At 58.3% G+C, this 22,370-nt stretch carries 20 protein-coding genes; 15 read left to right on the top strand and 5 right to left on the bottom strand.

The annotated features are described in order from the left end of the window. Positions 1-80: 80 nt before the first annotated feature. Positions 81-1,775 (bottom strand): lactate permease LctP family transporter, encoded by a 1,695-nt coding sequence (locus ACW9JE_RS01095; protein WP_457431562.1) that lies wholly within the window; start codon positions 1,773-1,775, stop codon positions 81-83. Positions 1,776-2,037: 262 nt separating this feature from the next. On the opposite strand from ACW9JE_RS01095, the gene ACW9JE_RS01090 reads away from it, so the two are divergent. Then, the gene (locus ACW9JE_RS01090) at positions 2,038-2,805 is read left to right on the top strand and encodes a GntR family transcriptional regulator (RefSeq protein ID WP_457431561.1); all 768 of its coding nucleotides are present in this window, start codon (positions 2,038-2,040) and stop codon (positions 2,803-2,805) included. A 108-nt stretch (positions 2,806-2,913) separates the two neighbouring features. On the opposite strand, the gene smpB is transcribed toward ACW9JE_RS01090, so the two are convergent. Then, entirely contained in the window at positions 2,914-3,396 is a 483-nt protein-coding gene (gene smpB, locus ACW9JE_RS01085; RefSeq protein ID WP_224536075.1) for an SsrA-binding protein SmpB, read from the bottom strand. A gap of 118 nt (positions 3,397-3,514) precedes the next feature. Between smpB and ACW9JE_RS01080 the strand changes: the two genes are divergently transcribed. Genes ACW9JE_RS01080 through ACW9JE_RS01070 form a run of 3 tightly spaced genes read left to right on the top strand, consistent with a single transcriptional unit; the run spans position 3,515 to position 5,655 of the window. Further along, on the top strand, positions 3,515-4,918 hold the full coding sequence (locus ACW9JE_RS01080; RefSeq protein ID WP_457431560.1) for a sodium-dependent transporter: 1,404 nt from the start codon (positions 3,515-3,517) through the stop codon (positions 4,916-4,918). A 7-nt stretch (positions 4,919-4,925) separates the two neighbouring features. Continuing rightward, positions 4,926-5,360 (top strand): type II toxin-antitoxin system RatA family toxin, encoded by a 435-nt coding sequence (locus ACW9JE_RS01075; protein ID WP_457431559.1) that lies wholly within the window; start codon positions 4,926-4,928, stop codon positions 5,358-5,360. Continuing rightward, positions 5,353-5,655 (top strand): RnfH family protein, encoded by a 303-nt coding sequence (locus tag ACW9JE_RS01070; protein ID WP_457431558.1) that lies wholly within the window; start codon positions 5,353-5,355, stop codon positions 5,653-5,655. Before ACW9JE_RS01075 ends, ACW9JE_RS01070 begins: the two co-directional genes overlap by 8 nt. 60 nt (positions 5,656-5,715) lie before the next feature. Here the strand turns inward: ACW9JE_RS01070 and ACW9JE_RS01065 are convergent, their stop codons facing one another. Next, positions 5,716-6,243, bottom strand: coding sequence for an outer membrane protein assembly factor BamE (locus ACW9JE_RS01065; RefSeq protein ID WP_224536083.1), 528 nt, complete (start codon positions 6,241-6,243; stop codon positions 5,716-5,718). Between the two features lie 97 nt (positions 6,244-6,340). On the opposite strand from ACW9JE_RS01065, the gene fur reads away from it, so the two are divergent. Beyond that, on the top strand, positions 6,341-6,745 hold the full coding sequence (gene fur / locus ACW9JE_RS01060) for a ferric iron uptake transcriptional regulator (RefSeq protein ID WP_110966279.1): 405 nt from the start codon (positions 6,341-6,343) through the stop codon (positions 6,743-6,745). 75 nt (positions 6,746-6,820) lie between these two features. On the opposite strand, the gene recN is transcribed toward fur, so the two are convergent. Further along, positions 6,821-8,494, bottom strand: a complete 1,674-nt coding sequence (recN, locus tag ACW9JE_RS01055) for a DNA repair protein RecN (RefSeq protein WP_457431557.1) — start codon at positions 8,492-8,494, stop codon at positions 6,821-6,823. Between the two features lie 240 nt (positions 8,495-8,734). On the opposite strand from recN, the gene grpE reads away from it, so the two are divergent. From grpE to ACW9JE_RS01015, 8 genes are all read left to right on the top strand, one after another. Continuing rightward, positions 8,735-9,301: a nucleotide exchange factor GrpE gene (gene grpE / locus ACW9JE_RS01050; RefSeq protein WP_095194007.1), complete on the top strand. Its 567-nt coding sequence runs from the start codon at positions 8,735-8,737 to the stop codon at positions 9,299-9,301. A 102-nt stretch (positions 9,302-9,403) separates the two neighbouring features. Continuing rightward, positions 9,404-11,320 (top strand): molecular chaperone DnaK, encoded by a 1,917-nt coding sequence (dnaK, locus tag ACW9JE_RS01045; protein WP_224536087.1) that lies wholly within the window; start codon positions 9,404-9,406, stop codon positions 11,318-11,320. A gap of 299 nt (positions 11,321-11,619) precedes the next feature. Further along, on the top strand, positions 11,620-12,744 hold the full coding sequence (gene dnaJ / locus ACW9JE_RS01040) for a molecular chaperone DnaJ (protein ID WP_077046412.1): 1,125 nt from the start codon (positions 11,620-11,622) through the stop codon (positions 12,742-12,744). A 10-nt stretch (positions 12,745-12,754) separates the two neighbouring features. Continuing rightward, entirely contained in the window at positions 12,755-13,558 is an 804-nt protein-coding gene (dapB, locus tag ACW9JE_RS01035) for a 4-hydroxy-tetrahydrodipicolinate reductase (protein WP_175375863.1), read from the top strand. 259 nt (positions 13,559-13,817) lie between these two features. Beyond that, entirely contained in the window at positions 13,818-14,954 is a 1,137-nt protein-coding gene (gene carA, locus ACW9JE_RS01030) for a glutamine-hydrolyzing carbamoyl-phosphate synthase small subunit (protein ID WP_224536090.1), read from the top strand. Between the two features lie 117 nt (positions 14,955-15,071). Next, entirely contained in the window at positions 15,072-18,293 is a 3,222-nt protein-coding gene (carB, locus tag ACW9JE_RS01025) for a carbamoyl-phosphate synthase large subunit (RefSeq protein WP_457431556.1), read from the top strand. Between the two features lie 2 nt (positions 18,294-18,295). Next, the gene (gene greA / locus ACW9JE_RS01020; protein WP_224536116.1) at positions 18,296-18,772 is read left to right on the top strand and encodes a transcription elongation factor GreA; all 477 of its coding nucleotides are present in this window, start codon (positions 18,296-18,298) and stop codon (positions 18,770-18,772) included. 49 nt (positions 18,773-18,821) lie between these two features. Further along, entirely contained in the window at positions 18,822-19,205 is a 384-nt protein-coding gene (locus tag ACW9JE_RS01015) for an MFS transporter (RefSeq protein WP_224536118.1), read from the top strand. Positions 19,206-19,214: 9 nt separating this feature from the next. Here ACW9JE_RS01015 and ACW9JE_RS01010 read toward each other — a convergent pair whose 3' ends face one another. Continuing rightward, positions 19,215-19,523, bottom strand: coding sequence for a YhbY family RNA-binding protein (locus ACW9JE_RS01010; protein WP_007942889.1), 309 nt, complete (start codon positions 19,521-19,523; stop codon positions 19,215-19,217). 102 nt (positions 19,524-19,625) lie between these two features. Between ACW9JE_RS01010 and rlmE the strand changes: the two genes are divergently transcribed. Then, positions 19,626-20,255: a 23S rRNA (uridine(2552)-2'-O)-methyltransferase RlmE gene (gene rlmE / locus ACW9JE_RS01005; RefSeq protein ID WP_457431555.1), complete on the top strand. Its 630-nt coding sequence runs from the start codon at positions 19,626-19,628 to the stop codon at positions 20,253-20,255. 204 nt (positions 20,256-20,459) lie between these two features. Beyond that, on the top strand, positions 20,460-22,370 hold the full coding sequence (gene ftsH / locus ACW9JE_RS01000) for an ATP-dependent zinc metalloprotease FtsH (RefSeq protein WP_224536120.1): 1,911 nt from the start codon (positions 20,460-20,462) through the stop codon (positions 22,368-22,370).

The following is a 22,370-nucleotide window of genomic DNA, read 5'->3' as shown; positions in this document are numbered from 1 at the left end:
CAGCCTTACAGACCGGGTTGTGAATAGCTGACGCCGGAGTCGTGGTCCGGCGTCGGTTTTTTTCAGATTGGCTGTAGGACTCAGTGCACCAGCATGCCGGTGAACCAGTAGGCCTGTGCCAGGGTGATCAAGCCCACAATCGTTGCGAAGAACAGACTGTGCTTGAGGGTGAAGCGGAACAGATCCGATTCCTTGCCCACCAGACCGGTCGCGGCGCAAGCCACGGCGATCGATTGCGGGGAGATCATCTTGCCGGTCACGCCGCCGCTGGTGTTTGCCGCCACCAGCAAGGTGTCGTTGACGCCGATCTGGTGTGCGGTGGTGGCTTGCAGCGAACTGAACAGCGCGTTCGACGAGGTATCGGAACCGGTCAGGAATACGCCCAGCCAGCCGAGGAACGGCGAGAAGAACGGGAAAGCTGCGCCAGTGCCGGCCAGTACCAGGGCCATGGTCGAAGACATGCCCGAGTAGTTGGTGACGAAGGCGAAGGCCAACACCATGCCGATCGACAGAATCGGCCAGCGCAGTTCGTAGATGGTTTCTTTAAAAGTGGTCAGACCAGTTTTGACGTTGATTTTCAGAACCAGCATCGAAATCAATGCGGAGAAGAAAATCGCCGTACCGGTGGCCGAGATCGGGTCGAGCTTGAACACCGCCGGAATGGCGGTCGGCGCGGCTACGATCGGTGCAGTCTTGATCACCAGTTGATCAAGGTGCGGAATGGCGAAGTTGAATACCCAGCTGTACATCGAGCCGCCGGCGGCGAACATCGCCTTGAACGGTTTCAGGGTCCAGATAGTGACGAGCACGGTGAGGATCAGGAACGGCGACCAGGCCTTGACGATTTCGCCCAGGGTGTAAGGCGAAGCCGCGGTGGTGCGTTTCTGACCGAAACCACCGGCGCTTTCGCTGACCACGGAAGCCGAGACGGCACCGACGATGTGCTGGCCGGCTGCACGTTTCGGTTGCCAGACTTTCAGGAACAAGGTCAGGGAGATCAGGCTGGCCAGGGCCGAGGTGATGTCCGGCAGTTCCGGTCCGATGAAGTTCGAGGTGAAGTATTGGGTGATGGCGAAGCTCAGGCCAGCGACCAGCGCTGCCGGCCATGTTTCACGCACGCCACGCAGGCCGTCCATCATGAACACCAGCCAGAACGGTACGAACAGCGACAGCAGCGGCAACTGGCGGCCGGTCATGGCGCCGATCTTGAACGCGTCGATGCCGGTTACCTGACCTGCGACGATGATCGGGATCCCCAGAGCGCCGAACGCGACCGGAGCGGTGTTCGCAATCAGGCACAGGCCGGCGGCGTACAGCGGGTTGAAGCCCAGGCCGACCAGCAGCGCGGCGGTAATCGCCACTGGCGCACCGAAGCCGGCGGCACCTTCCAGGAACGCACCGAAGCAGAAGCCGATCAGCAGCACTTGCAGGCGCTGGTCATCGGTAATCGACAGCACCGAGCTGCGGATCACTTCGAACTGGCCGCTCTTGACCGTCAGTTTGTAGAGGAAAACCGCTGCCACGATGATCCAGGCGATCGGCCAAAGGCCGTAGGCGAAACCGTATCCGGCGGCGGCGAAGGCCATGTCCACCGGCATCTGGAACGCAAAGATCGCGACCAGGATCGACAACGCCAGGGTGATGCTGCCCGCGACGTGTCCTTTGAGTCGGAACACGGCCAGGGCCAGGAAGAAAAATACGATGGGAATGACGGCTGCGAGCGCGGATAAGCCAAGGCTGCCGAGCGGGCTGTAGAGCTGTTGCCAGGTTTGCATATGGGGTGGCCCCTAATTGTTGTTGGTCAGGCACTGCTTAGCGTGCTTGGATAATTGGTAATACCAATTTACAATCGCTGTTGGCTAGGGTAAAAGCCTTGTAGGCGGTGTGTCAATTTGCCGCCCTAAAACTTTTGTCGAATACCTGATTGTTCAGGTCGTCTGATCCGGGTGGCTAAATGCCAACTGACAGGTGCCGATGCCTTGGGGATAGGCCAGAATAGAGCCCCGGCGTGTCGTCGGATGGTGGAGAAATCGAGTTATGGGCTTTGATCAGATTCGTCAGCGCCGTTTGTCTGACGATATTGTCGAGCAGCTGGAGGGCATGATCCTTGAGGGTACGCTGAAGGCGGGTGAGCGCCTGCCTGCCGAGCGCGCCTTGGCCGAGCAGTTCGGCGTGTCGCGACCTTCATTGCGCGAAGCCATTCAGAAACTCGTGGCCAAGGGGTTGTTGGTCAGTCGCCAGGGTGGCGGGAATTATGTGGTGGAATCCCTGGGCACAACGTTCAGCGATCCGTTGCTGTTATTGCTGGAAAGCAATCCCGAGGCTCAACGCGATCTCTTGGAGTTCCGTCACACGCTGGAGGCGTCATGCGCCTATTACGCGGCGATGCGCGCCACGGATGTCGATCGCGATCGGCTGACCGCGGCGTTCAACGAGCTGCAGGACTGCTACTCGCGTCACGATGAAGTCAGTCGGGCGGAAGAGGGGGCGGCGGACGCGAGGTTTCATCTGGCGATTGCCGAAGCCAGTCACAACGCGGTGCTGCTGCATACCATTCGGGGTTTGTTCGATCTGCTCAAGCGCAATGTGGTGACCAACATTGGTGGCATGTACAAGCAGCGTACAGAGACTCGCGACATGCTGATCACCCAGCATCGTGAGTTGTATCTGGCGATCGTTGAAGGTCGGGCGGAACAGGCGCGGGAAGTGTCCAGCCGGCACATTTTGTATGTGCAGGAAGTGCTGGAAGAGGTGCGTCAGGAAGTGCAGCGCGTGGCTCGGGCGGAGCGGCGCAAGGGGATGTAGCCAGAGGGATTTGTATTGATTTCTTCGCGGGCGAGCCTCGCTCCTACAGGATTACGTTGAACCTGTAGGAGCGAGGCTTGCCCGCGAATGGGGAATCAAGGGGAAAGATTAATCTTCCTTGCCCTTGTTCCGCACGGCGCGCTGCAACTCACGCCCGGCGTCGCGCTCGCGCTCGGTATCGCGCTTGTCGTATTCCTTCTTGCCCTTGCCCAGAGCGATTTCGCACTTGACCATGTGCTTGCTCCAGTACCAGGACAGGCACACGCAGGCGTAACCCTTCTGCTGCACGGAAGCGGTCAGCTTATCCAGCTCGCGCCGGTTGAGCAGCAGCTTGCGCGTGCGGGTCGGATCAGCGATGACGTGGGTGCTGGCGGTCGTCAATGGCGTGATGTGACTGCCGAGCAGCCAGGCCTCGCCATCCTTTAGCAGCACGTAACTGTCGACCAGTTGCAGCTTGCTCGCCCGCAAACTCTTTACTTCCCAACCGGCCAGGACCAGACCAGCCTCGAACTTGTGTTCGATGAAGTAATCGTGTCGCGCCTTTTTGTTTTGCGCGATTGTCCCTGTGGGGTGTTTCTTCTGTTTAGCCATAGGGGCGGCATTATAGGGAGTTGCAAGCGAGTCGGCTACGGTGATGCTGTGTGCTTGAGCAGGTTGATCGAATCCCGGACAATACGCGCACGTTTTTGAATGCTTGGTCGTAGTAGCAATGTCGACAGACAAAGTTTCTGTCCACGGCAGTTGGGCCAGCCGCTGGGTTTTCATACTCGCCGCGACCGGTTCGGCCGTTGGGCTGGGAAGTATCTGGAAATTCCCGTACATGGTCGGCGTCTACGGCGGCGGCGCCTTCGTGTTGATGTTCCTGATCTGCATCGCGCTGATCGGCATTCCGGTCATGCTGGCCGAAACCCTGATCGGCCGACGAGCCCGGCAGAGTCCAGCCAATGCCTTGAAAACCTTGGCCAGGGAAGCGGGGCATTCGGGCAAGTGGTCGTGGGGCGCCTTTGGCGGGATGATCACGGCGCTGCTGATTCTGTCTTTCTATAGTGTGGTCGGTGGTTGGTCGCTGGATTACATCATCGACATGGGCCGCGGCGATTTTCAGGGGGCTACACCCAGCCAGGTGGGCGCCTACTTTGGCAATGTCATCGCCGATCCGTGGCGCCTGATACTGTGGCACACGATATTCATGTTGCTGTCGGCAGTCGTGATCGCCAAGGGTGTTGTCGCGGGGCTTGAGCGCAGCTTGCGCATCATGATGCCTCTGCTGTTTGTGATGATTCTGGTGCTTCTGGGTTACAGCATGACCACGGGGCATTTCATGGAGGGCGTGCATTTCATGTTCGACTTCCATCCGGAGAAAGTGCTTGGTGGTTTGTTGCCTGCAATGGGGCACGCCTTCTTCTCGCTGAGCGTGGGCGTTGGCTCGATCATGATCTACGGCGCTTACATGCCGAAGAACTCCTCGCTTTCCGGCACCGTCGTTGGCGTGGCTTTGCTGGATACGTTCGTTTCTCTGGTAGCTGGCCTGTCATTGTTTCCGATAGTGTTCGCCGCCGGCCTGGATCCCAGTGAAGGCCCGGGGCTGATGTTTGTCAGCTTGCCGTTCGCCTTCGGTAATGTGGCGTTCGGCCAGGTGATGGGCGTAGTGTTCTTTGTACTGGTGGCGATTGCGGCCTGGAGTTCGGCGATTTCGCTGCTGGAGCCGATGGTGGCTTACCTGGTTGAGCGAACCCGCGTTCGCCGCGCCTGGGTGACCTTCTGGCTGGCATTCATCTGCTGGTTCGTGGGGCTGGGTACGGTGTTTTCCTTCAATATCTGGAAGCAGGCCAGGTTTTTCGTGAACGAAGACGGTTTGTTCCACCTCTACCAATGGGGTGTGGCGGGCGGACTGGATTTCTTCGGCGTGATCGACTTTTTCACCTCACGGATCATGTTGCCACTCGGTGGTTTATGTTTCGTGGTGTTTGCGGGCTGGGTAATGGGTCGGGAAGCGGTGAGCGACGAATTGTCGATCCGCAACCCGGCGTTGTACGCCCTGTCCATGTTCTTGATGCGCTATGTGGCGCCCATCGGCATTCTCGTAGTGTTTGCCGCCCAGCTGTGGAAGTGACGCTGACATGACGACACACATTTCTCGTTCGGCCTTGCTGCCGTACCCGGCGCAAGCCCTGTATGACCTGGTCAACGACGTGGCGCGGTACCCGGAGTTCCTGCCCTGGTGCTCATCCTCGCAGGTGCTGGAGAGCACGCCCGAATTCATGCGCGCGAGCGTTGGCGTGGCCAAAGGCGGACTCAGCCAGCATTTCGTGACGCGTAATACCCTGGTGCCCGGTCAATCGATTGAGATGAATCTGGAAGAGGGGCCGTTCACTCAGCTGCACGGTGTTTGGGTGTTCAAGCCTTTGGGCGAAAAGGCCTGCAAGATCAGTCTGGATCTGTCGTTCGATTATGCCGGGCCGATTATTCGCGCGACCCTTGGGCCGCTGTTCAACCAGGCGGCCAATACACTGGTGGATGCGTTCTGCCAGCGGGCCAAGCAAACGTATGGTTGAGGTCGAGGTGGTGTATGCCGCCATTGATCGACAGGTGCTGCTGTCGGTGGCGGTTCCGGCTGGGACGAGTGTTCGGGATGCGTTGCTGAAGTCCGGCATCGGGCAGACTTTTCCAGAGCTGGATCTGGCGGGGTGTCCGGTGGGGATTTTCGGCAAGGTAGTCGCCGACCCGGCGAGTCGTCCGGTTCAGGATGGAGATCGCATCGAGATCTATCGGCCATTGCTGGCTGATCCCAAGGAAGTTCGTCGGCTGCGCGCGGCCAAGGCAGCCGAGGCCAAGGGTCGGAATCAGTAGATCGCTACCCGATAGGCAATAAAAAACCCGGACATGCCGGGTTTTTTATTGCGTCGCAAATTATTGCGGCGAAGTTTCCAGTGGTTCCGGAGTCGGGACGGGAACAGTTTCCACGCCGTCTACTTCCTTCTGGATCTGATCGAGCAACGAGCCAGGCTTGGCCGGTTTTTCCGGTTTTGGCTTCTCGACGTTTTCCGCTGGTGCGTTAACGGTCGTGCCACTGTCCTTGCCGAGAATTGCCTCGTCGCGACTCACGCCAGGCATGAAGTCGCCAGACAGGCTGACAAGTTGATCATTTGGGTTGAAGATAACGCTAATGCGTTCCTGTTGGCGTTCACCGCCACCCGGTTGCAGGCTGTACAGATAATCCCAGCGATCGGCATGGAACGTGTCGGTCAGCAGAGGGTTGCCCATGATAAACCTTACTTGCTTACGGGTCATTCCCGGGCGTAACTGGTCTATCATGTCCTGCGTGACGACATTGCCCTGCTGGATGTCGATTTTGTAAACCCCGGGGAATGAACAACCGGCGAGTGCGAGCAGTCCCACAAAGGTGAAACTGGTTAGCAAGAGCTTGGTGTTTTGCATCGGTGGGCGACTTCCACTATCTTGGCTGGGACAACGTAAACGCCGATCATACCCGCATTAAGAGAAGCTGCGAAGCAGCATCGCGAGAAAGCTGACCATGGTTGAAAATAGCGAACTACGCAAAGCCGGCCTCAAAGTGACCCTGCCACGGGTCAAAATTCTGCAAATGCTCGATTCCGCCGAGCAGCGCCACATGAGTGCTGAAGATGTCTACAAGGCACTGATGGAGGCTGGCGAGGACGTCGGTCTGGCCACGGTTTACCGTGTACTGACCCAGTTCGAGGCAGCTGGCCTTGTGGTGCGGCACAACTTCGACGGAGGCCACGCGGTCTTCGAACTGGACGACGGCAAGCATCACGATCATATGGTCAACGTCGAGACCAGTGAAGTGATCGAGTTTTTTGACCAGGAAATCGAAAACCTGCAGAAAGCGATCGTCGAGAAGTATGGCTTCGAGATGGTTGATCACAATCTGGTGCTGTACGTACGCAAGAAAAAGTAAGCATGTCGCGCGAATTCAAGGTTCGCGAAACGAACGAAGGCGACCCCAGGGTCGCCTTCGTGCTTTCTGTCGGTCTCAGGCTTTCGCCGCGACCACCATTTTCCTGGCGTGAGCCAAGGATTCCTTGGTGAGGTCGATGCCGCCCAGCATGCGAGCCACCTCTTCGACCCGATCGTTCTTGTTCAGCTTCGAGACGGCGGTGCGTGTCGCATCTTCGCCTCGTACTTTGTGCACAAACAGGTGCTGATGACCCTGGGCTGCAACCTGCGGCAAGTGAGTCACCGTCAGAACCTGCCCTCTCTCCCCAAGTCGACGCAGCAACTGGCCGACAATTTCGGCTGTCGGGCCGCCGATGCCCACGTCCACTTCGTCGAACACCAGCGTTGGTACGCGAGAGGTTTGCGCGGTGATGACCTGAATGGCCAGGCTGATTCGCGACAGCTCACCGCCCGATGCAACTTTCGCCAGCGCTTTCAAAGGCTGGCCCGGGTTGGCGCTGACCAACAGTTCCACTTGTTCCAGGCCGTTTGGCAGTAGTTCATCGCTGCTGTTAGGGCGCAGTTCGATGGTGAAGCGACCACCCGGCATGCCCAGACGCTGGATTTCCTGTTCCACGGCGCTGGCCAGGCTGCCGGATGCCTGGTGGCGCAGATCACTTAGCTCCCGTGCCTTCTCCTGATAATGACGAGCGTAGGACGACAGTTCGTCGCTCAGTCGCTCGATGGATTCGTCATTGGCATTCAGGGTTTCGATTTCTTCCAGCAGCTTTTGCTGCAATTCGCCAACTTCGGTTGGCTGGATGCGGTGCTTGCGCGCCAGGGTATAGATAGCGTCCAGGCGTTCTTCGAGATATTGAAGACGCGATGGGTCGGCATCGAAGTTGTCGAGGAAGCGGTTCAGTTCGCCCACGGCTTCTTCGACCTGGATTTGCGCGCTGGTCAGCAGGCTGCTGGCCTCGCCAAGCGCGCCAATGGAGCTATTGACGCTTGAGAGGCGGTTAAGGCTGGCGGTGAGGGCATTCAGCACATTGCCGGAATCACTTTCACTGCACTGCTCGACCACTTGCCGGCAGATGCCCAGCAGGGTTTCGGCATTGGTCAGGTTCTTGTGTTCCTGCTCCAGCTGCTCCAGTTCGTTGTCGCCAAGGCCGAGGTTTTCCAGCTCTTCAAGCTGATAGCTCAGCAGTTGATGGCGCGCGCGCTGCTCATCGCCCGAGTTGGAAAGGCGCTCCAGTTCCTGGCGAGTCTGGCGCCAGCGCTGTGCGGCCAGTTGTACCTGGCGGGCAAGGTCCGTCGCGCCAGCGTATTCGTCGAGCAGGCGGCGGTGGGTGTCGGTCTTGAGCAGGGATTGGTGTTCGTGCTGGCTGTGGATGTCGATCAGCAGTTCGCCCAACGCTTTCAGGTCACCCAAAGGGCAAGGCGTGCCATTGATATAGCCACGTGAGCGACCTTCGGCGGTGATGACCCGGCGCAGGATGCACGGGCCATCGTTCTCGAGATCGCGCTCGGCCAGCCAGACGCCGGCTTCCGGAATGTCGGCCAGGTCGAAGGTTGCCAGGATATCGGCCTTGTCCGCGCCGGGGCGTACCACGCCGCTATCGGCTCGATCGCCGAGGGTCAGGCCCAGGGCGTCGAGCATGATCGACTTGCCGGCGCCGGTTTCCCCGGTGATCACACTCATTCCGCGATCGAGTTCGAGGTCGAGATGTTCAACGATGGCGTAGTTGTGTACGGACAGGTGCACCAGCATGAAGGCCGCTCCCAGGCTTTAGGTCTGGTTATTTATACAGTGTTTTGTTTTGGGCTGACAATGCCCCTCGTTAGCTCGATTCGCTTGAGCCGATGAAATTCTTAGCGCGCAATGGAATGACAATGGAGCTGTTTTTTGTAGGGTTAATGCTTGGGGCCCCTTGAAGCTGAATTTTGCAGCCCCATATAGCTGGGCAGAAGTGCGAGTCAGGCTCGCAGACGATATTGAAAGGAGAATTTTATGGCTGACGAACAGACAGTGGATACGCAAAACCCAGACGCCAATCAGGCGCCCGAGGCTTCGGGTGAAGATCTGGCGGCTCGTGTACAAGTGCTCGAAGAGCAGCTGGCAGGCGCTCAGGATCAGGCTTTGCGTGTAGCCGCCGATCTGCAGAACGTCCGCCGTCGCGCCGAGCAGGATGTGGAAAAAGCTCACAAATTCGCCCTGGAAAAATTCGCCGGCGATCTGCTGCCAATCATCGACAGCCTGGAGCGCGGCCTGGAATTGTCCAGTCCGGATGACGAAAGCATCCGTCCGATGCGCGAAGGTATCGAACTGACCCTGAAAATGTTCCAGGACACCCTGAAGCGTTATCAGTTGGAAGCGATCGATCCGCATGGCGAACCGTTCAATGCCGTTCTGCATCAGGCAATGGCCATGCAGGAAAGCGCAGACCTGGAGCCAAACAGCGTGCTCAAGGTGTTCCAGAAGGGCTACCAGCTCAACGGTCGCCTGCTGCGCCCGGCGATGGTCGTGGTCAGCAAGGCTCCGGCACCAGTTTCGCCTTCTATTGACGAGCAGGCTTGAAACTAGCCGAAAGGCCCCCATTTAGAAGTCAAGCGTTTAAGTGCTACCGCAGTTGGCAACCACCGCTGCGGCAACCAAATCCAAAGTTTCGGGAGAGTGAACATGGGCAAAATTATCGGTATCGACCTGGGGACTACCAACTCCTGCGTCTCCGTGCTGGAAAACGGCAAGGCCAAAGTTATTGAAAACGCCGAAGGCGCGCGTACCACGCCATCGATCATCGCTTATGCCAACGACGGCGAAATCCTGGTTGGCCAGTCGGCCAAGCGTCAGGCAGTGACCAATCCGCACAACACCCTGTACGCGGTGAAGCGTCTGATCGGTCGTCGCTTCGAAGAAGAAGTCGTACAGAAAGACATCCAGATGGTCCCTTACAAGATCGTCAAGGCTGACAACAACGACGCCTGGGTTGAAGTGAACGGCCAGAAAATGGCTCCGCCACAAATCTCGGCTGAAATTCTGAAGAAAATGAAGAAGACCGCCGAAGACTATCTCGGCGAGCCAGTGACCGAAGCGGTGATCACCGTTCCGGCCTACTTCAACGACAGCCAGCGTCAGGCCACCAAAGACGCCGGCCGTATTGCTGGTCTGGACGTAAAACGTATCATCAACGAACCAACTGCAGCCGCTCTGGCTTACGGTATGGACAAAGCCAAGGGCGACCACACTGTCATCGTTTATGACCTGGGTGGCGGTACCTTCGACGTTTCCGTGATCGAAATCGCTGAAGTCGACGGTGAGCACCAGTTCGAAGTGTTGGCCACCAACGGCGACACCTTCCTGGGTGGTGAAGACTTTGACATTCGTCTGATCGACTACCTCGTCGACGAATTCAAGAAAGAAAGCGGCATGAACCTCAAAGGTGATCCGCTGGCGATGCAGCGTCTGAAAGAAGCTGCTGAAAAAGCCAAGATCGAGCTGTCTTCCGCTCAGTCGACCGACGTGAACCTGCCGTACATCACTGCAGACGCCACCGGTCCTAAGCACCTGAACGTGAAGATCTCCCGCGCCAAACTGGAAGCGCTGGTGGAAGACCTGGTTCAACGCACCATCGAGCCTTGCCGCATCGCTCTGAAAGACTCCGGTATCGACGTTGGTTCGATCAACGACGTGATCCTGGTAGGCGGTCAGACCCGTATGCCACTGGTTCAGAAGCTGGTGACCGAATTCTTCGGTAAAGAAGCTCGCAAGGACGTGAACCCGGACGAAGCTGTTGCCATGGGTGCTGCGATCCAGGGCGCCGTTCTGGCTGGCGACGTTAAAGACGTTCTGCTGCTGGACGTCAGCCCGCTGACCCTGGGTATCGAAACCATGGGTGGCGTGATGACCGCGCTGATCGAGAAAAACACCACGATTCCTACCAAGAAATCGCAAGTGTTCTCGACTGCCGACGACAACCAGGGCGCCGTGACCATTCACGTGCTGCAAGGTGAGCGTAAGCAAGCGGCTCAGAACAAGTCCCTGGGCAAGTTCGACCTGGCCGAGATTCCACCAGCACCACGTGGCGTGCCACAAATCGAAGTGACCTTCGACATCGACGCCAACGGCATTCTGCACGTAGGTGCCAAGGACAAGGCCACTGGCAAGACTCAGTCGATCGTGATCAAGGCCAACTCCGGTCTGTCCGACGAAGAGATCGAGCGCATGGTGCGTGACGCCGAGGCCAATGCCGAGGAAGACCGCAAGTTCGAAGAACTGGCCGCTGCCCGTAACCAGGGTGATGCACTGGTTCACTCGACTCGCAAAATGATCGCTGACGCTGGCGACAAGGTAAGCGCTGAAGAGAAGACCGCAATCGAAGCTGCCGTGGTTGCCCTGGAAGCTGCCGTAAAAGGCGACGACAAGGCTGCTATCGAAGCCAAGGTCGAAGAGCTGTCCAAGGTCTCCGCGCCAGTGGCTCAGAAGATGTACGCCGAACAGGCTCAACCGGCTGAAGGCGCTGCGCAGCAGGGCGAGTCGGCTGAAAAGGCTGACGACGTTGTCGATGCAGAGTTCGAAGAAGTCAAAGACCACAAGTAAGTTGTTGGTCGGCCGGTTGACTGCCTTTGGGCAGTGACTGGTAGGATGTCGCCGCGCGGGAGCCTGCTCCCGCGTTGGCGTGTCTGGAGTACACGAATTTTTACAGCATGCGACGACGTTCGGGTGCTGGTGGTATGGCCGGAAATGCTCCTGCTTTTCGAGCCGAAAGTACCGCAATGAACCAAAAGACCAGGATCGTTGAATCGACGTGAGTTGGGTCCGGGCCTGTATTGGGGCTCAACGAGTTTGGCGAAGCTCAGGAGAGGTTTGCCGAACGTCCTCAAGAGTGCAGAAGACATATGGCAAAGCGTGACTATTACGAAGTATTGGGTGTTGAGCGAGGCACTAGCGAAGCGGACCTGAAGAAGGCCTACCGTCGCCTGGCGATGAAGCACCACCCGGACCGTAATCCCGATGACAAGGCGTCGGAAGAGAAATTCAAGGAGGCCAACGAGGCCTACGAAGTGCTGTCCGATTCCAGCAAGCGTGCGGCCTACGACCAGTACGGTCACGCTGGCGTCGACCCGAGCATGGGTGGCGGCGGTGCCGGTTTCGGTGGTCAGAACTTCTCCGACATCTTTGGCGATGTCTTCAGTGATTTCTTCGGTGGCGGTCGCGGTGGTTCCCGTGGCGGTGCTCAGCGCGGCAGTGATCTGCGCTACACCCTGGAGCTGGATCTGGAAGAGGCGGTGCGCGGCACGACCGTGAATATCCGCGTTCCGACACTGGTCAACTGCAAGCCGTGTGACGGTTCCGGTGCCAAGAAAGGTTCCTCGCCGGTCACTTGCCCGACTTGCGGCGGTATCGGCCAGGTCCGCATGCAGCAAGGCTTCTTCTCGGTGCAGCAGACCTGCCCGCGATGCCATGGCCAAGGCAAGATCATTTCCGATCCATGCGATTCGTGCCACGGCGAAGGTCGTGTCGAAGAGTACAAGACGCTGTCGGTTAAAGTGCCGGCGGGCGTCGATACCGGTGACCGCATTCGCCTGTCCGGCGAGGGTGAGGCGGGTGCTCAGGGTGGTCCGACTGGCGACCTGTACGTTGTGATCAATGTGCGTGAACACTCCATCTTCCAGCGTGACGGCAAGCATCTGTTCTGCGAAGTGCCAATCAGCTTCGTGGATGCGGCGCTGGGCGGCGAGCTGGAGATTCCGACCCTCGATGGTCGGGTCAAGCTGAAGATTCCTGAGGGGACTCAGACCGGCAAGCAGTTCCGTGTGCGTGGCAAGGGCGTTGCGCCTGTGCGTGGCGGCGGTGCCGGTGACTTGATGTGCCGTGTCGCGGTCGAGACTCCGGTCAACCTGAGCCGTCGTCAGCGCGAAATGCTGGAAGAGTTCCGCAATTCGCTGGCAGACGACAATAGCCACTCACCGAAAACCACTGGCTGGTTCGAAGGCGTGAAGCGCTTCTTCGGCGACTTGTAAGGAGGCAGGCATGCGACGTATTGCTGTGATGGGCGCCGCCGGGCGCATGGGCAAGACTTTGATTGAAGCGGTGCATCAGGCGCCGGGCGCGGGTCTGACGGCGGCGGTGGATCGTCCCGACAGCACGCTGGTCGGTGCGGATGCCGGTGAACTGGCTGCGCTGGGTCGTATCGGTGTGCCGTTGTCCGGTGATCTGGATCGTGTCGTTGACGAGTTCGACGTGCTGATCGACTTCACTCACCCGACCGTGACCCTGAAGAATCTGGCCTTCTGCCGCAAGCATGGCAAGGCGATGATCATCGGCACTACGGGTTTCACCGTTGAAGAGAAGCAATTGCTGGCGGAGGCGGGCAAGGATATCCCGATCGTCTTCGCGGCCAACTTCAGCGTCGGTGTGAACCTGTGCCTGAAGCTGCTCGATACCGCAGCCCGTGTGCTGGGTGACGATGTCGATATCGAAATCACCGAAGCTCACCATCGGCATAAAGTCGATGCGCCGTCGGGTACCGCGGTGCGTATGGGTGAAGTGGTTGCCGATGCCCTGGGTCGCGATCTGAAGAAGGTGGCGGTCTACGGTCGCGAAGGTCAGACCGGTGCGCGTGATCGCGAAACCATCGGTTTTGCCACTGTACGTGCTGGTGACATCGTCGGTGATCACACGGTGCTGTTCGCCGCTGAAGGTGAGCGTGTCGAGATCACTCACAAGGCCTCCAGCCGCATGACATTCGCCAAGGGTGCGGTACGTGCCGCGCTGTGGCTGGATGGTCGCGAGCCTGGCCTGTACGACATGCAAGACGTGCTCGATCTGCGCTGAAGCGCACTTGAAACCGGGTTCATGCACAATGTTTGAACCCGGTTTTACACCGCCAAGCGACGACCTGTCGCATTCTCTGGCCTTTCGGGCTCATTGGCGGTAGACCAAAAAAGCCTTTTTCTGTAAGCTACAGCTTTAGTGTGTCCACTAAAAGCGCGCAGAATAATTCAGTGAAGAAGCGGGGTGACGTGTCCATACGTCACTCCGCTTTTTTACAACCTGCGATCGCCCTTTCAGGCTTTATTTACGGGAGGTCTTCTTGACTAAGCCAGCCATACTCGCCCTTGCTGATGGCAGCATTTTTCGCGGCGAAGCCATTGGAGCCGACGGTCAGACCGTTGGTGAGGTCGTTTTCAACACCGCAATGACCGGCTATCAGGAAATCCTTACCGATCCTTCCTACGCCCAACAGATCGTTACCCTGACTTACCCGCACATCGGCAACACCGGCACCACGCCGGAAGACGCCGAGTCCAACCGCGTATGGTCCGCAGGCCTGGTCATCCGTGACCTGCCACTGGTTGCGAGCAACTGGCGTAACACGATGTCCCTGTCCGATTACCTCAAGGCCAACAACGTTGTAGCCATCGCCGGTATCGACACCCGCCGCCTGACGCGCATCCTGCGTGAAAAAGGCGCGCAGAACGGCTGCATCATGGCCGGTGACAACATTTCCGAAGAAGCCGCCATCGCCGCAGCCCGGGGTTTCCCTGGCCTGAAGGGCATGGACCTGGCGAAGGTCGTCAGCACCAAGGACACCTACGAGTGGCGTTCCACTGTCTGGGACCTGAAGACCGACAGTCACGCGACCATCGAAGCCGCCGATCTGCCGTACCACGTCGTGGCCTACGACTATGGCGTCAAGGTGAACATCCTGCGCATGCTGGTCGAGCGCGGTTGCCGCGTCACCGTGGTTCCTGCGCAAACGCCTGCTGCCGACGTGCTGGCAATGAATCCGGATGGCGTGTTCCTGTCCAACGGCCCTGGCGATCCGGAGCCTTGCGACTACGCGATCCAGGCGATCAAGGATGTGCTGGAAACCGAAATTCCGGTCTTCGGTATCTGCCTCGGTCACCAACTGCTGGCCCTGGCTTCCGGCGCCAAGACCCTGAAAATGGGCCACGGCCACCACGGTGCCAACCACCCGGTCCAGGATCTGGACACCGGTGTCGTGATGATCACCAGCCAGAACCACGGTTTTGCGGTAGACGAAGCGACCCTGCCTGCCAACGTTCGCGCGATCCACAAATCGCTGTTCGACGGCACCCTGCAAGGGATCGAGCGTACCGACAAGAGCGCCTTCAGCTTCCAGGGTCACCCTGAAGCCAGCCCTGGCCCGAACGACGTAGCGCCACTGTTCGATCGCTTCATCAACGAGATGGCCAAGCGACGCTGATCGCTCGCCCTGATGTAGCAGGCTTGAGGGCGGTCCCGACACCGGTGGCCCCCTCAAGTCTTCAAAGATTGAACAAGACGGCTTGCCGACTGACCTGCGGATTTGAGTGACAAACCCATGCCAAAACGTACAGACATTAAAAGCATCCTGATTCTCGGCGCTGGCCCGATCGTGATCGGCCAGGCCTGCGAATTCGACTACTCCGGCGCCCAGGCCTGTAAAGCCCTGCGCGAAGAGGGCTATCGCGTCATCCTGGTGAACTCCAACCCGGCCACCATCATGACCGACCCGGCCATGGCCGACGCGACCTACATCGAGCCGATCAAGTGGCAGACCGTTGCCAAGATCATCGAGAAAGAGCGTCCGGACGCACTGCTGCCGACCATGGGTGGCCAGACTGCCCTGAACTGCGCCCTGGACCTGGAGCGCGAAGGCGTTCTGGAGAAGTTCGGCGTGGAAATGATCGGTGCCAACGCCGACACCATCGACAAAGCCGAAGACCGTTCGCGTTTCGACAAGGCCATGAAGGCCATCGGTCTGGAATGCCCGCGCTCCGGCATCGCACACAGCATGGAAGAGGCCAACGCGGTTCTCGAGAAGCTGGGCTTCCCGTGCATCATCCGTCCGTCCTTCACCATGGGCGGCACTGGTGGCGGTATCGCTTACAACCGTGAAGAATTCGAAGAAATCTGCGCCCGCGGTCTGGATCTGTCTCCGACCAAAGAGCTGCTGATCGACGAATCTCTGATCGGCTGGAAAGAATATGAAATGGAAGTTGTCCGCGACAAAAAGGACAACTGCATCATCGTCTGCTCGATCGAAAACTTTGACCCGATGGGCGTGCACACCGGTGACTCGATCACCGTGGCTCCAGCGCAGACCCTGACCGACAAGGAATACCAGATCATGCGCAACGCCTCCCTGGCGGTATTGCGCGAGATCGGCGTGGAAACCGGTGGTTCCAACGTTCAGTTCGGTATCTGCCCGGACACCGGCCGCATGGTCGTGATCGAGATGAACCCGCGTGTGTCCCGTTCCTCGGCACTGGCTTCGAAAGCCACCGGCTTCCCGATCGCCAAGGTCGCGGCCAAGCTGGCTGTGGGTTACACCCTCGACGAACTGTCGAACGACATCACCGGCGGCAAGACCCCGGCGTCCTTCGAGCCGTCCATCGACTACGTGGTCACCAAGCTGCCACGCTTTGCCTTCGAGAAATTCGCCAAGGCTGACGCACGCCTGACCACTCAGATGAAGTCGGTCGGTGAAGTCATGGCCATCGGCCGTACCTTCCAGGAATCCCTGCAGAAAGCTCTGCGCGGTCTGGAAGTGGGCGTTTGCGGTCTGGACGAGAAGCTCGACCTGAAAAATCCGGAAAGCATGAGCGTGCTCAAGCGCGAACTGACCGTGCCGGGCGCCGAGCGTATCTGGTACGTGGCTGATGCCTTCCGCGCCGGCCTGAGCGTCGAAGACATCTTCGGCATGAACATGATCGATCCATGGTTCCTGGTACAGATCGAAGATCTGATCAAGGAAGAAGAGAAGGTCAAGACCCTCGGTCTGTCCGCCATTGATCGCAATCTGATGTTCCGCCTCAAGCGCAAAGGCTTCTCCGATCAGCGTCTGGCCAAGCTGCTGGGCGTCACCGAGAAGAACCTGCGCACTCACCGCCAGAAGCTGGAAGTGTTCCCGGTCTACAAGCGCGTCGACACCTGTGCCGCCGAGTTCGCCACTGACACCGCTTACCTGTACTCGACCTACGAGGAAGAGTGCGAAGCAGCGCCGTCCGGCCGTGACAAGATCATCATCCTCGGCGGCGGTCCAAACCGTATCGGCCAGGGTATCGAGTTCGATTACTGCTGCGTACACGCGGCGCTGGCTCTGCGTGACGACGGTTACGAGACCATCATGGTCAACTGCAACCCGGAAACCGTTTCCACCGACTACGACACTTCCGACCGTCTGTACTTCGAACCAGTGACCCTGGAAGACGTGCTGGAAATCGTTCGCGTCGAGAAGCCAAAAGGCGTGATCGTCCAGTACGGCGGCCAGACTCCGTTGAAACTGGCTCGCGCCCTGGAAGCGGCTGGCGTGCCAATCATCGGCACCAGTCCTGACGCCATCGACCGTGCGGAAGACCGTGAGCGCTTCCAGCAAATGGTTGAGCGCCTGAATCTGCGTCAGCCGCCAAACGCCACTGTGCGCAGTGAAGACGAAGCTGTTCGTGCCGCTGCCAAGATCGGTTACCCGCTGGTAGTTCGTCCGTCCTACGTATTGGGCGGCCGTGCAATGGAAATCGTCTACAAGGAAGAGGAACTCAAGCGTTACCTGCGCGAAGCCGTGCAGGTGTCCAACGACAGTCCGGTGCTGCTTGACCACTTCCTCAACTGCGCCATCGAGATGGACGTGGATGCGGTCAGCGACGGCAAGGACGTAGTGATCGGCGCGATCATGCAGCACATCGAACAGGCTGGTGTTCACTCCGGTGACTCCGCGTGCTCGCTGCCGCCGTACTCGCTGCCGGCGCACATCCAGGACGAGATGCGTGAACAGGTCAAGAAAATGGCCCTGGAACTGGGCGTGGTCGGCCTGATGAACGTACAGCTCGCGCTGCAAGGCGAAGACATCTACGTCATCGAAGTCAACCCGCGTGCTTCGCGTACCGTACCGTTCGTGTCCAAGTGCATCGGTGTTTCCCTGGCAATGATCGCCGCGCGCGTGATGGCCGGTAAGACCCTGAAAGAACTGGGCTTCACCAAGGAAATCATCCCGAACTTCTACAGCGTGAAAGAGGCGGTGTTCCCATTCGCCAAATTCCCGGGTGTCGACCCGATCCTCGGCCCAGAGATGAAGTCCACCGGTGAAGTCATGGGTGTGGGCGACACCTTCGGCGAAGCTTTCGCCAAGGCCCAGATGGGTGCCAGCGAAGTGCTGCCGACTGGCGGTACTGCTTTCATCAGCGTGCGTGATGACGACAAGCCACTGGTTGCCGGTGTTGCTCGCGATCTGATCAACTTGGGCTTCGAAGTGGTCGCCACTGCCGGTACCGCCAAGCTGATCGAAGCGGCGGGTCTGAAAGTGCGCCGCGTGAACAAGGTGACCGAAGGCCGTCCGCACGTGGTCGACATGATCAAGAACGACGAAGTCACCCTGATCATCAACACCACCGAAGGTCGTCAGTCGATCGCTGACTCCTACTCCATCCGTCGCAATGCTCTGCAGCACAAGATTTACTGCACCACCACCATTGCTGCTGGCGAAGCGATCTGCGAAGCGCTGAAGTTCGGTCCCGAGAAGACCGTGCGCCGCTTGCAGGATCTACACGCAGGATTGAAGGCATGAGCATAACCAAGTACCCGATGACCGTTCAGGGCGCTCGCGCCCTGGAAGAAGAGTTGACGCACCTCAGCAAGGTCGAGCGCCCGCGCTTGAGCCAGGCTATTGGCGAAGCGCGTGAGCTGGGTGACCTCAAGGAAAACGCGGAATACCATGCTGCTCGCGAAGAACAGGGCATGGTTGAGGCGCGGATCCGTGATATCGAAGGCCGCATGCAGAACGCTGTGGTGATCGATGTCACGACCATTCCTCACTCCGGCAAGGTGATTTTCGGTACGACCGTCGAAATCGCCAACGTCGAAACGGATGAAAGCGTGACTTACCAGATTGTTGGTGAGGACGAGGCAGACATCAAACTCGGCAAGATCTCCGTCGGTTCACCTATTGCCCGCGCCTTGATCGCCAAGGAAGAGGGCGATGTAGTTGTGGTGAAAACGCCGAGTGGCGTGATCGAGTACGAGATTGTTGAAGTTCGTCACATCTGAAGGTGAGCGCCCGCTTCGTGCGGGCGCCGTCCTTTGGCAACTGGCTCAGATGCTGTGGGTCGGCGGTTTGTGGTTGTTACAAATCGGCTTGCTGCCGGTGCTGGGTCGAATTGACCTGGCGCCGCTGCTGGTCGACGAGATTGCCTCTGTTTTGTATGCCGTGACGGTGGGATTTGCTGCGGCGTGCGTGATTTTTCAGGTTCTGGTGCTGGTTCAGGCCGAGGGCCTTGCCAGTCTGTGGCGGGATATTCGCGGGCAACTGCTGTTGATGGCGCTGTATGCGTGTGCGATGTATTTCGCGGTGCGTGTTGGTTGGCCGGAGGCGGTGCGCTGGCAGGTGTTCAGCTATCTTGTACTGGGTTTTTCCGGGCTGCTGCTGGTGTTGCAGGCGGTGCCGGGATGGAGTGGCAGGGTGCGCGAAGCACACCCTTGACCCTTGCCATCACTTGAAGCGATGGACGTTCGATAGCTGCTTGTTGACGCTGAAGTTCTTGCGGTAAATCAACGCCATCTTGCCGATGACCTGAACCAGATCCGCTTTGCCGACCTTGCACAGTTCTGCAATGGACGCCAGGCGCGATTCGCGATCCAGGATGTTGAGCTTGATCTTGATCAGCTCGTGATCCGCCAAAGCGCGTTCAAGTTCGGCTAACACACCTTCAGTCAAACCGTTGTCTGCCACAATCAGAACTGGTTTCAGATGGTGGCCAATGGATTTGTACTGTTTCTTCTGCTCTTGAGTGAGCGGCATAAATCTGACCCTTTCGTCTGGATTCTGTAAAATGGCGGCCATTTTACCCGAGGGCTCGTTGATCCGCCCAATTAATCACGACCCTAATCATCGAGGTGCCCAGTGGCGCGTTCCAAGACAAGCCTTGGTTGGCTGAAAAGACATGTCAACGATCCCTATGTGAAGCAGGCGCAGAAGGATGGCTACCGCTCGCGTGCGAGTTACAAGCTTCTGGAAATCCAGGAGAAATACAAACTGATCCGCCCGGGGATGAGTGTGGTCGACCTGGGTGCTGCGCCTGGTGGCTGGTCGCAGGTCACGAGCCGGCTGATCGGTGGTCAGGGGCGTCTGATTGCCTCGGATATCCTGGAAATGGACGGCATTCCGGACGTGACGTTCATCCAGGGGGATTTCACCGAGGACGCAGTGCTCGCGCAGATCCTTGAAGCTGTAGGTAATTCGCAAGTGGACCTTGTGATTTCCGATATGGCCCCCAATATGAGTGGTACACCTGAAGTGGACATGCCCAAAGCCATGTTTCTTTGCGAACTGGCGCTTGATTTGGCGGATCGGATCCTCAAACCGGGTGGCAATTTTGTGATCAAGATTTTCCAGGGCGAGGGTTTCGATGTTTACCTGAAGGACGCTCGCAAGAAGTTCGACAAGATCCAGATGATCAAGCCGGACTCTTCCCGTGGCAGCTCTCGCGAGCAGTACATGCTGGCCTGGGGCTATCGCGGCGGAAACGTCTAAAGTGAGGTTTTTCGTCGGGTCGATAGGTTTTTCGTATTTCGTCCGACAGGCATTAACGAATATTGTGTAGAAAGTGTTTCACAAAGGGTTACAGACGGCGCCTGCCAAGCCGTAGGTAATGTAGTAAGTTAGGCCGGTGAATATCATGCGAAGCGCGCGTCATCAGCAGCGGCGCTTGCTTCAGAGGGTAGTTAATTGAACGATATGGCAAAGAATCTGATCCTGTGGTTGATCATCGCGGCTGTCCTGGTGACGGTGATGAACAACTTCTCCAGCCCTAACGAGCCGCAGACCCTTAACTATTCCGACTTCATCCAGCAGGTCAAGGATGGCAAGGTCGAGCGCGTGGCTGTTGATGGCTACGTGATTACCGGTAAGCGCAACGATGGCGATAGCTTCAAGACCATTCGTCCTGCCATTCAGGACAACGGCCTGATTGGTGACCTGGTCGATAACCACGTCGTGGTCGAAGGCAAGCAGCCTGAACAGCAAAGCATCTGGACCCAGCTCCTGGTCGCAAGCTTCCCGATCCTGGTGATCATTGCCGTATTCATGTTCTTCATGCGGCAGATGCAGGGCGGTGCCGGCGGGAAGGGCGGGCCGATGAGCTTCGGTAAGAGCAAGGCTCGCCTGCTCTCCGAAGATCAAGTCAAAACCACGCTGGCCGACGTTGCCGGTTGCGACGAAGCCAAGGAAGAAGTTGGCGAGCTCGTAGAATTCCTCCGTGACCCGGGCAAGTTCCAGCGTCTGGGTGGTCGCATCCCTCGCGGCGTACTGATGGTCGGTCCTCCAGGTACTGGTAAAACCCTCCTGGCCAAAGCCATCGCCGGCGAAGCAAAAGTCCCTTTCTTTACCATTTCCGGTTCCGACTTCGTCGAAATGTTCGTTGGTGTGGGCGCCAGCCGCGTTCGCGATATGTTCGAACAGGCCAAGAAACATGCTCCATGCATCATCTTCATCGATGAAATTGACGCCGTCGGTCGCCACCGTGGCGCCGGTATGGGCGGTGGTCACGATGAGCGCGAGCAGACTCTCAACCAGTTGCTGGTAGAGATGGACGGCTTCGAAATGAACGACGGCATCATCGTGATTGCGGCGACCAACCGTCCAGACGTGCTTGACCCGGCTCTGCTGCGACCAGGCCGTTTCGACCGTCAGGTTGTGGTGGGTCTGCCGGATATCCGTGGTCGTGAACAGATTCTCAAGGTTCACATGCGCAAAGTGCCAATGGGTGACGATGTTGCTCCAGCCGTAATCGCGCGCGGAACACCTGGCTTCTCTGGTGCCGACCTTGCCAACCTGGTAAACGAGGCGTCACTGTTCGCCGCTCGTGCAGGCAAGCGCCTCGTCGAGATGAAAGAATTCGAACTGGCAAAAGACAAGATCATGATGGGCGCTGAGCGCAAATCCATGGTCATGTCCGAGAAAGAAAAGCAGAACACTGCTTACCATGAAGCGGGCCACGCCATTGTTGGTCGCGTCGTGCCTGAGCATGATCCGGTGTATAAGGTTTCGATCATTCCGCGCGGTCGTGCGCTGGGTGTAACGATGTTCCTGCCGGAAGAAGATCGCTACAGCTTGTCCAAGCGTGCCCTGATCAGTCAGATCTGCTCGCTTTACGGTGGTCGTATCGCTGAAGAAATGACTTTGGGCTTCGATGGTGTTACCACCGGCGCTTCCAACGACATCATGCGTGCCAGCCAGATTGCGCGGAACATGGTGACCAAGTGGGGTCTGTCGGAAAAACTCGGTCCGCTGATGTATGCCGAAGAAGAAGGTGAGGTATTCCTCGGTCGCGGCGGCGGTGGTCAGAATGCCAGCTTCTCGGGTGAGACCGCGAAACTGATCGACTCCGAAGTCCGCAGCATCATCGACCATTGCTATGGCACTGCGAAGCAGATCCTCACGGACAACCGTGACAAGCTCGACGCCATGGCTGATGCCCTTATGAAGTACGAAACCATCGATGCCGAACAGATCGATGACATCATGGCAGGTCGCACTCCTCGCGAACCTCGTGATTGGTCGGGTGGCACAGGTACCTCCGGAACACCTCCGGTAGTGCAGGATGAGCGTCCGCAAACACCTATCGGCGGTCCTGCTGCTGACGTTTAA

The organism is Pseudomonas sp. SDO55104_S430, from assembly GCF_054070595.1.
Note: the sequence above shows the minus strand (reverse complement) of the source record. Positions and strands in the feature narration are given on the sequence as shown.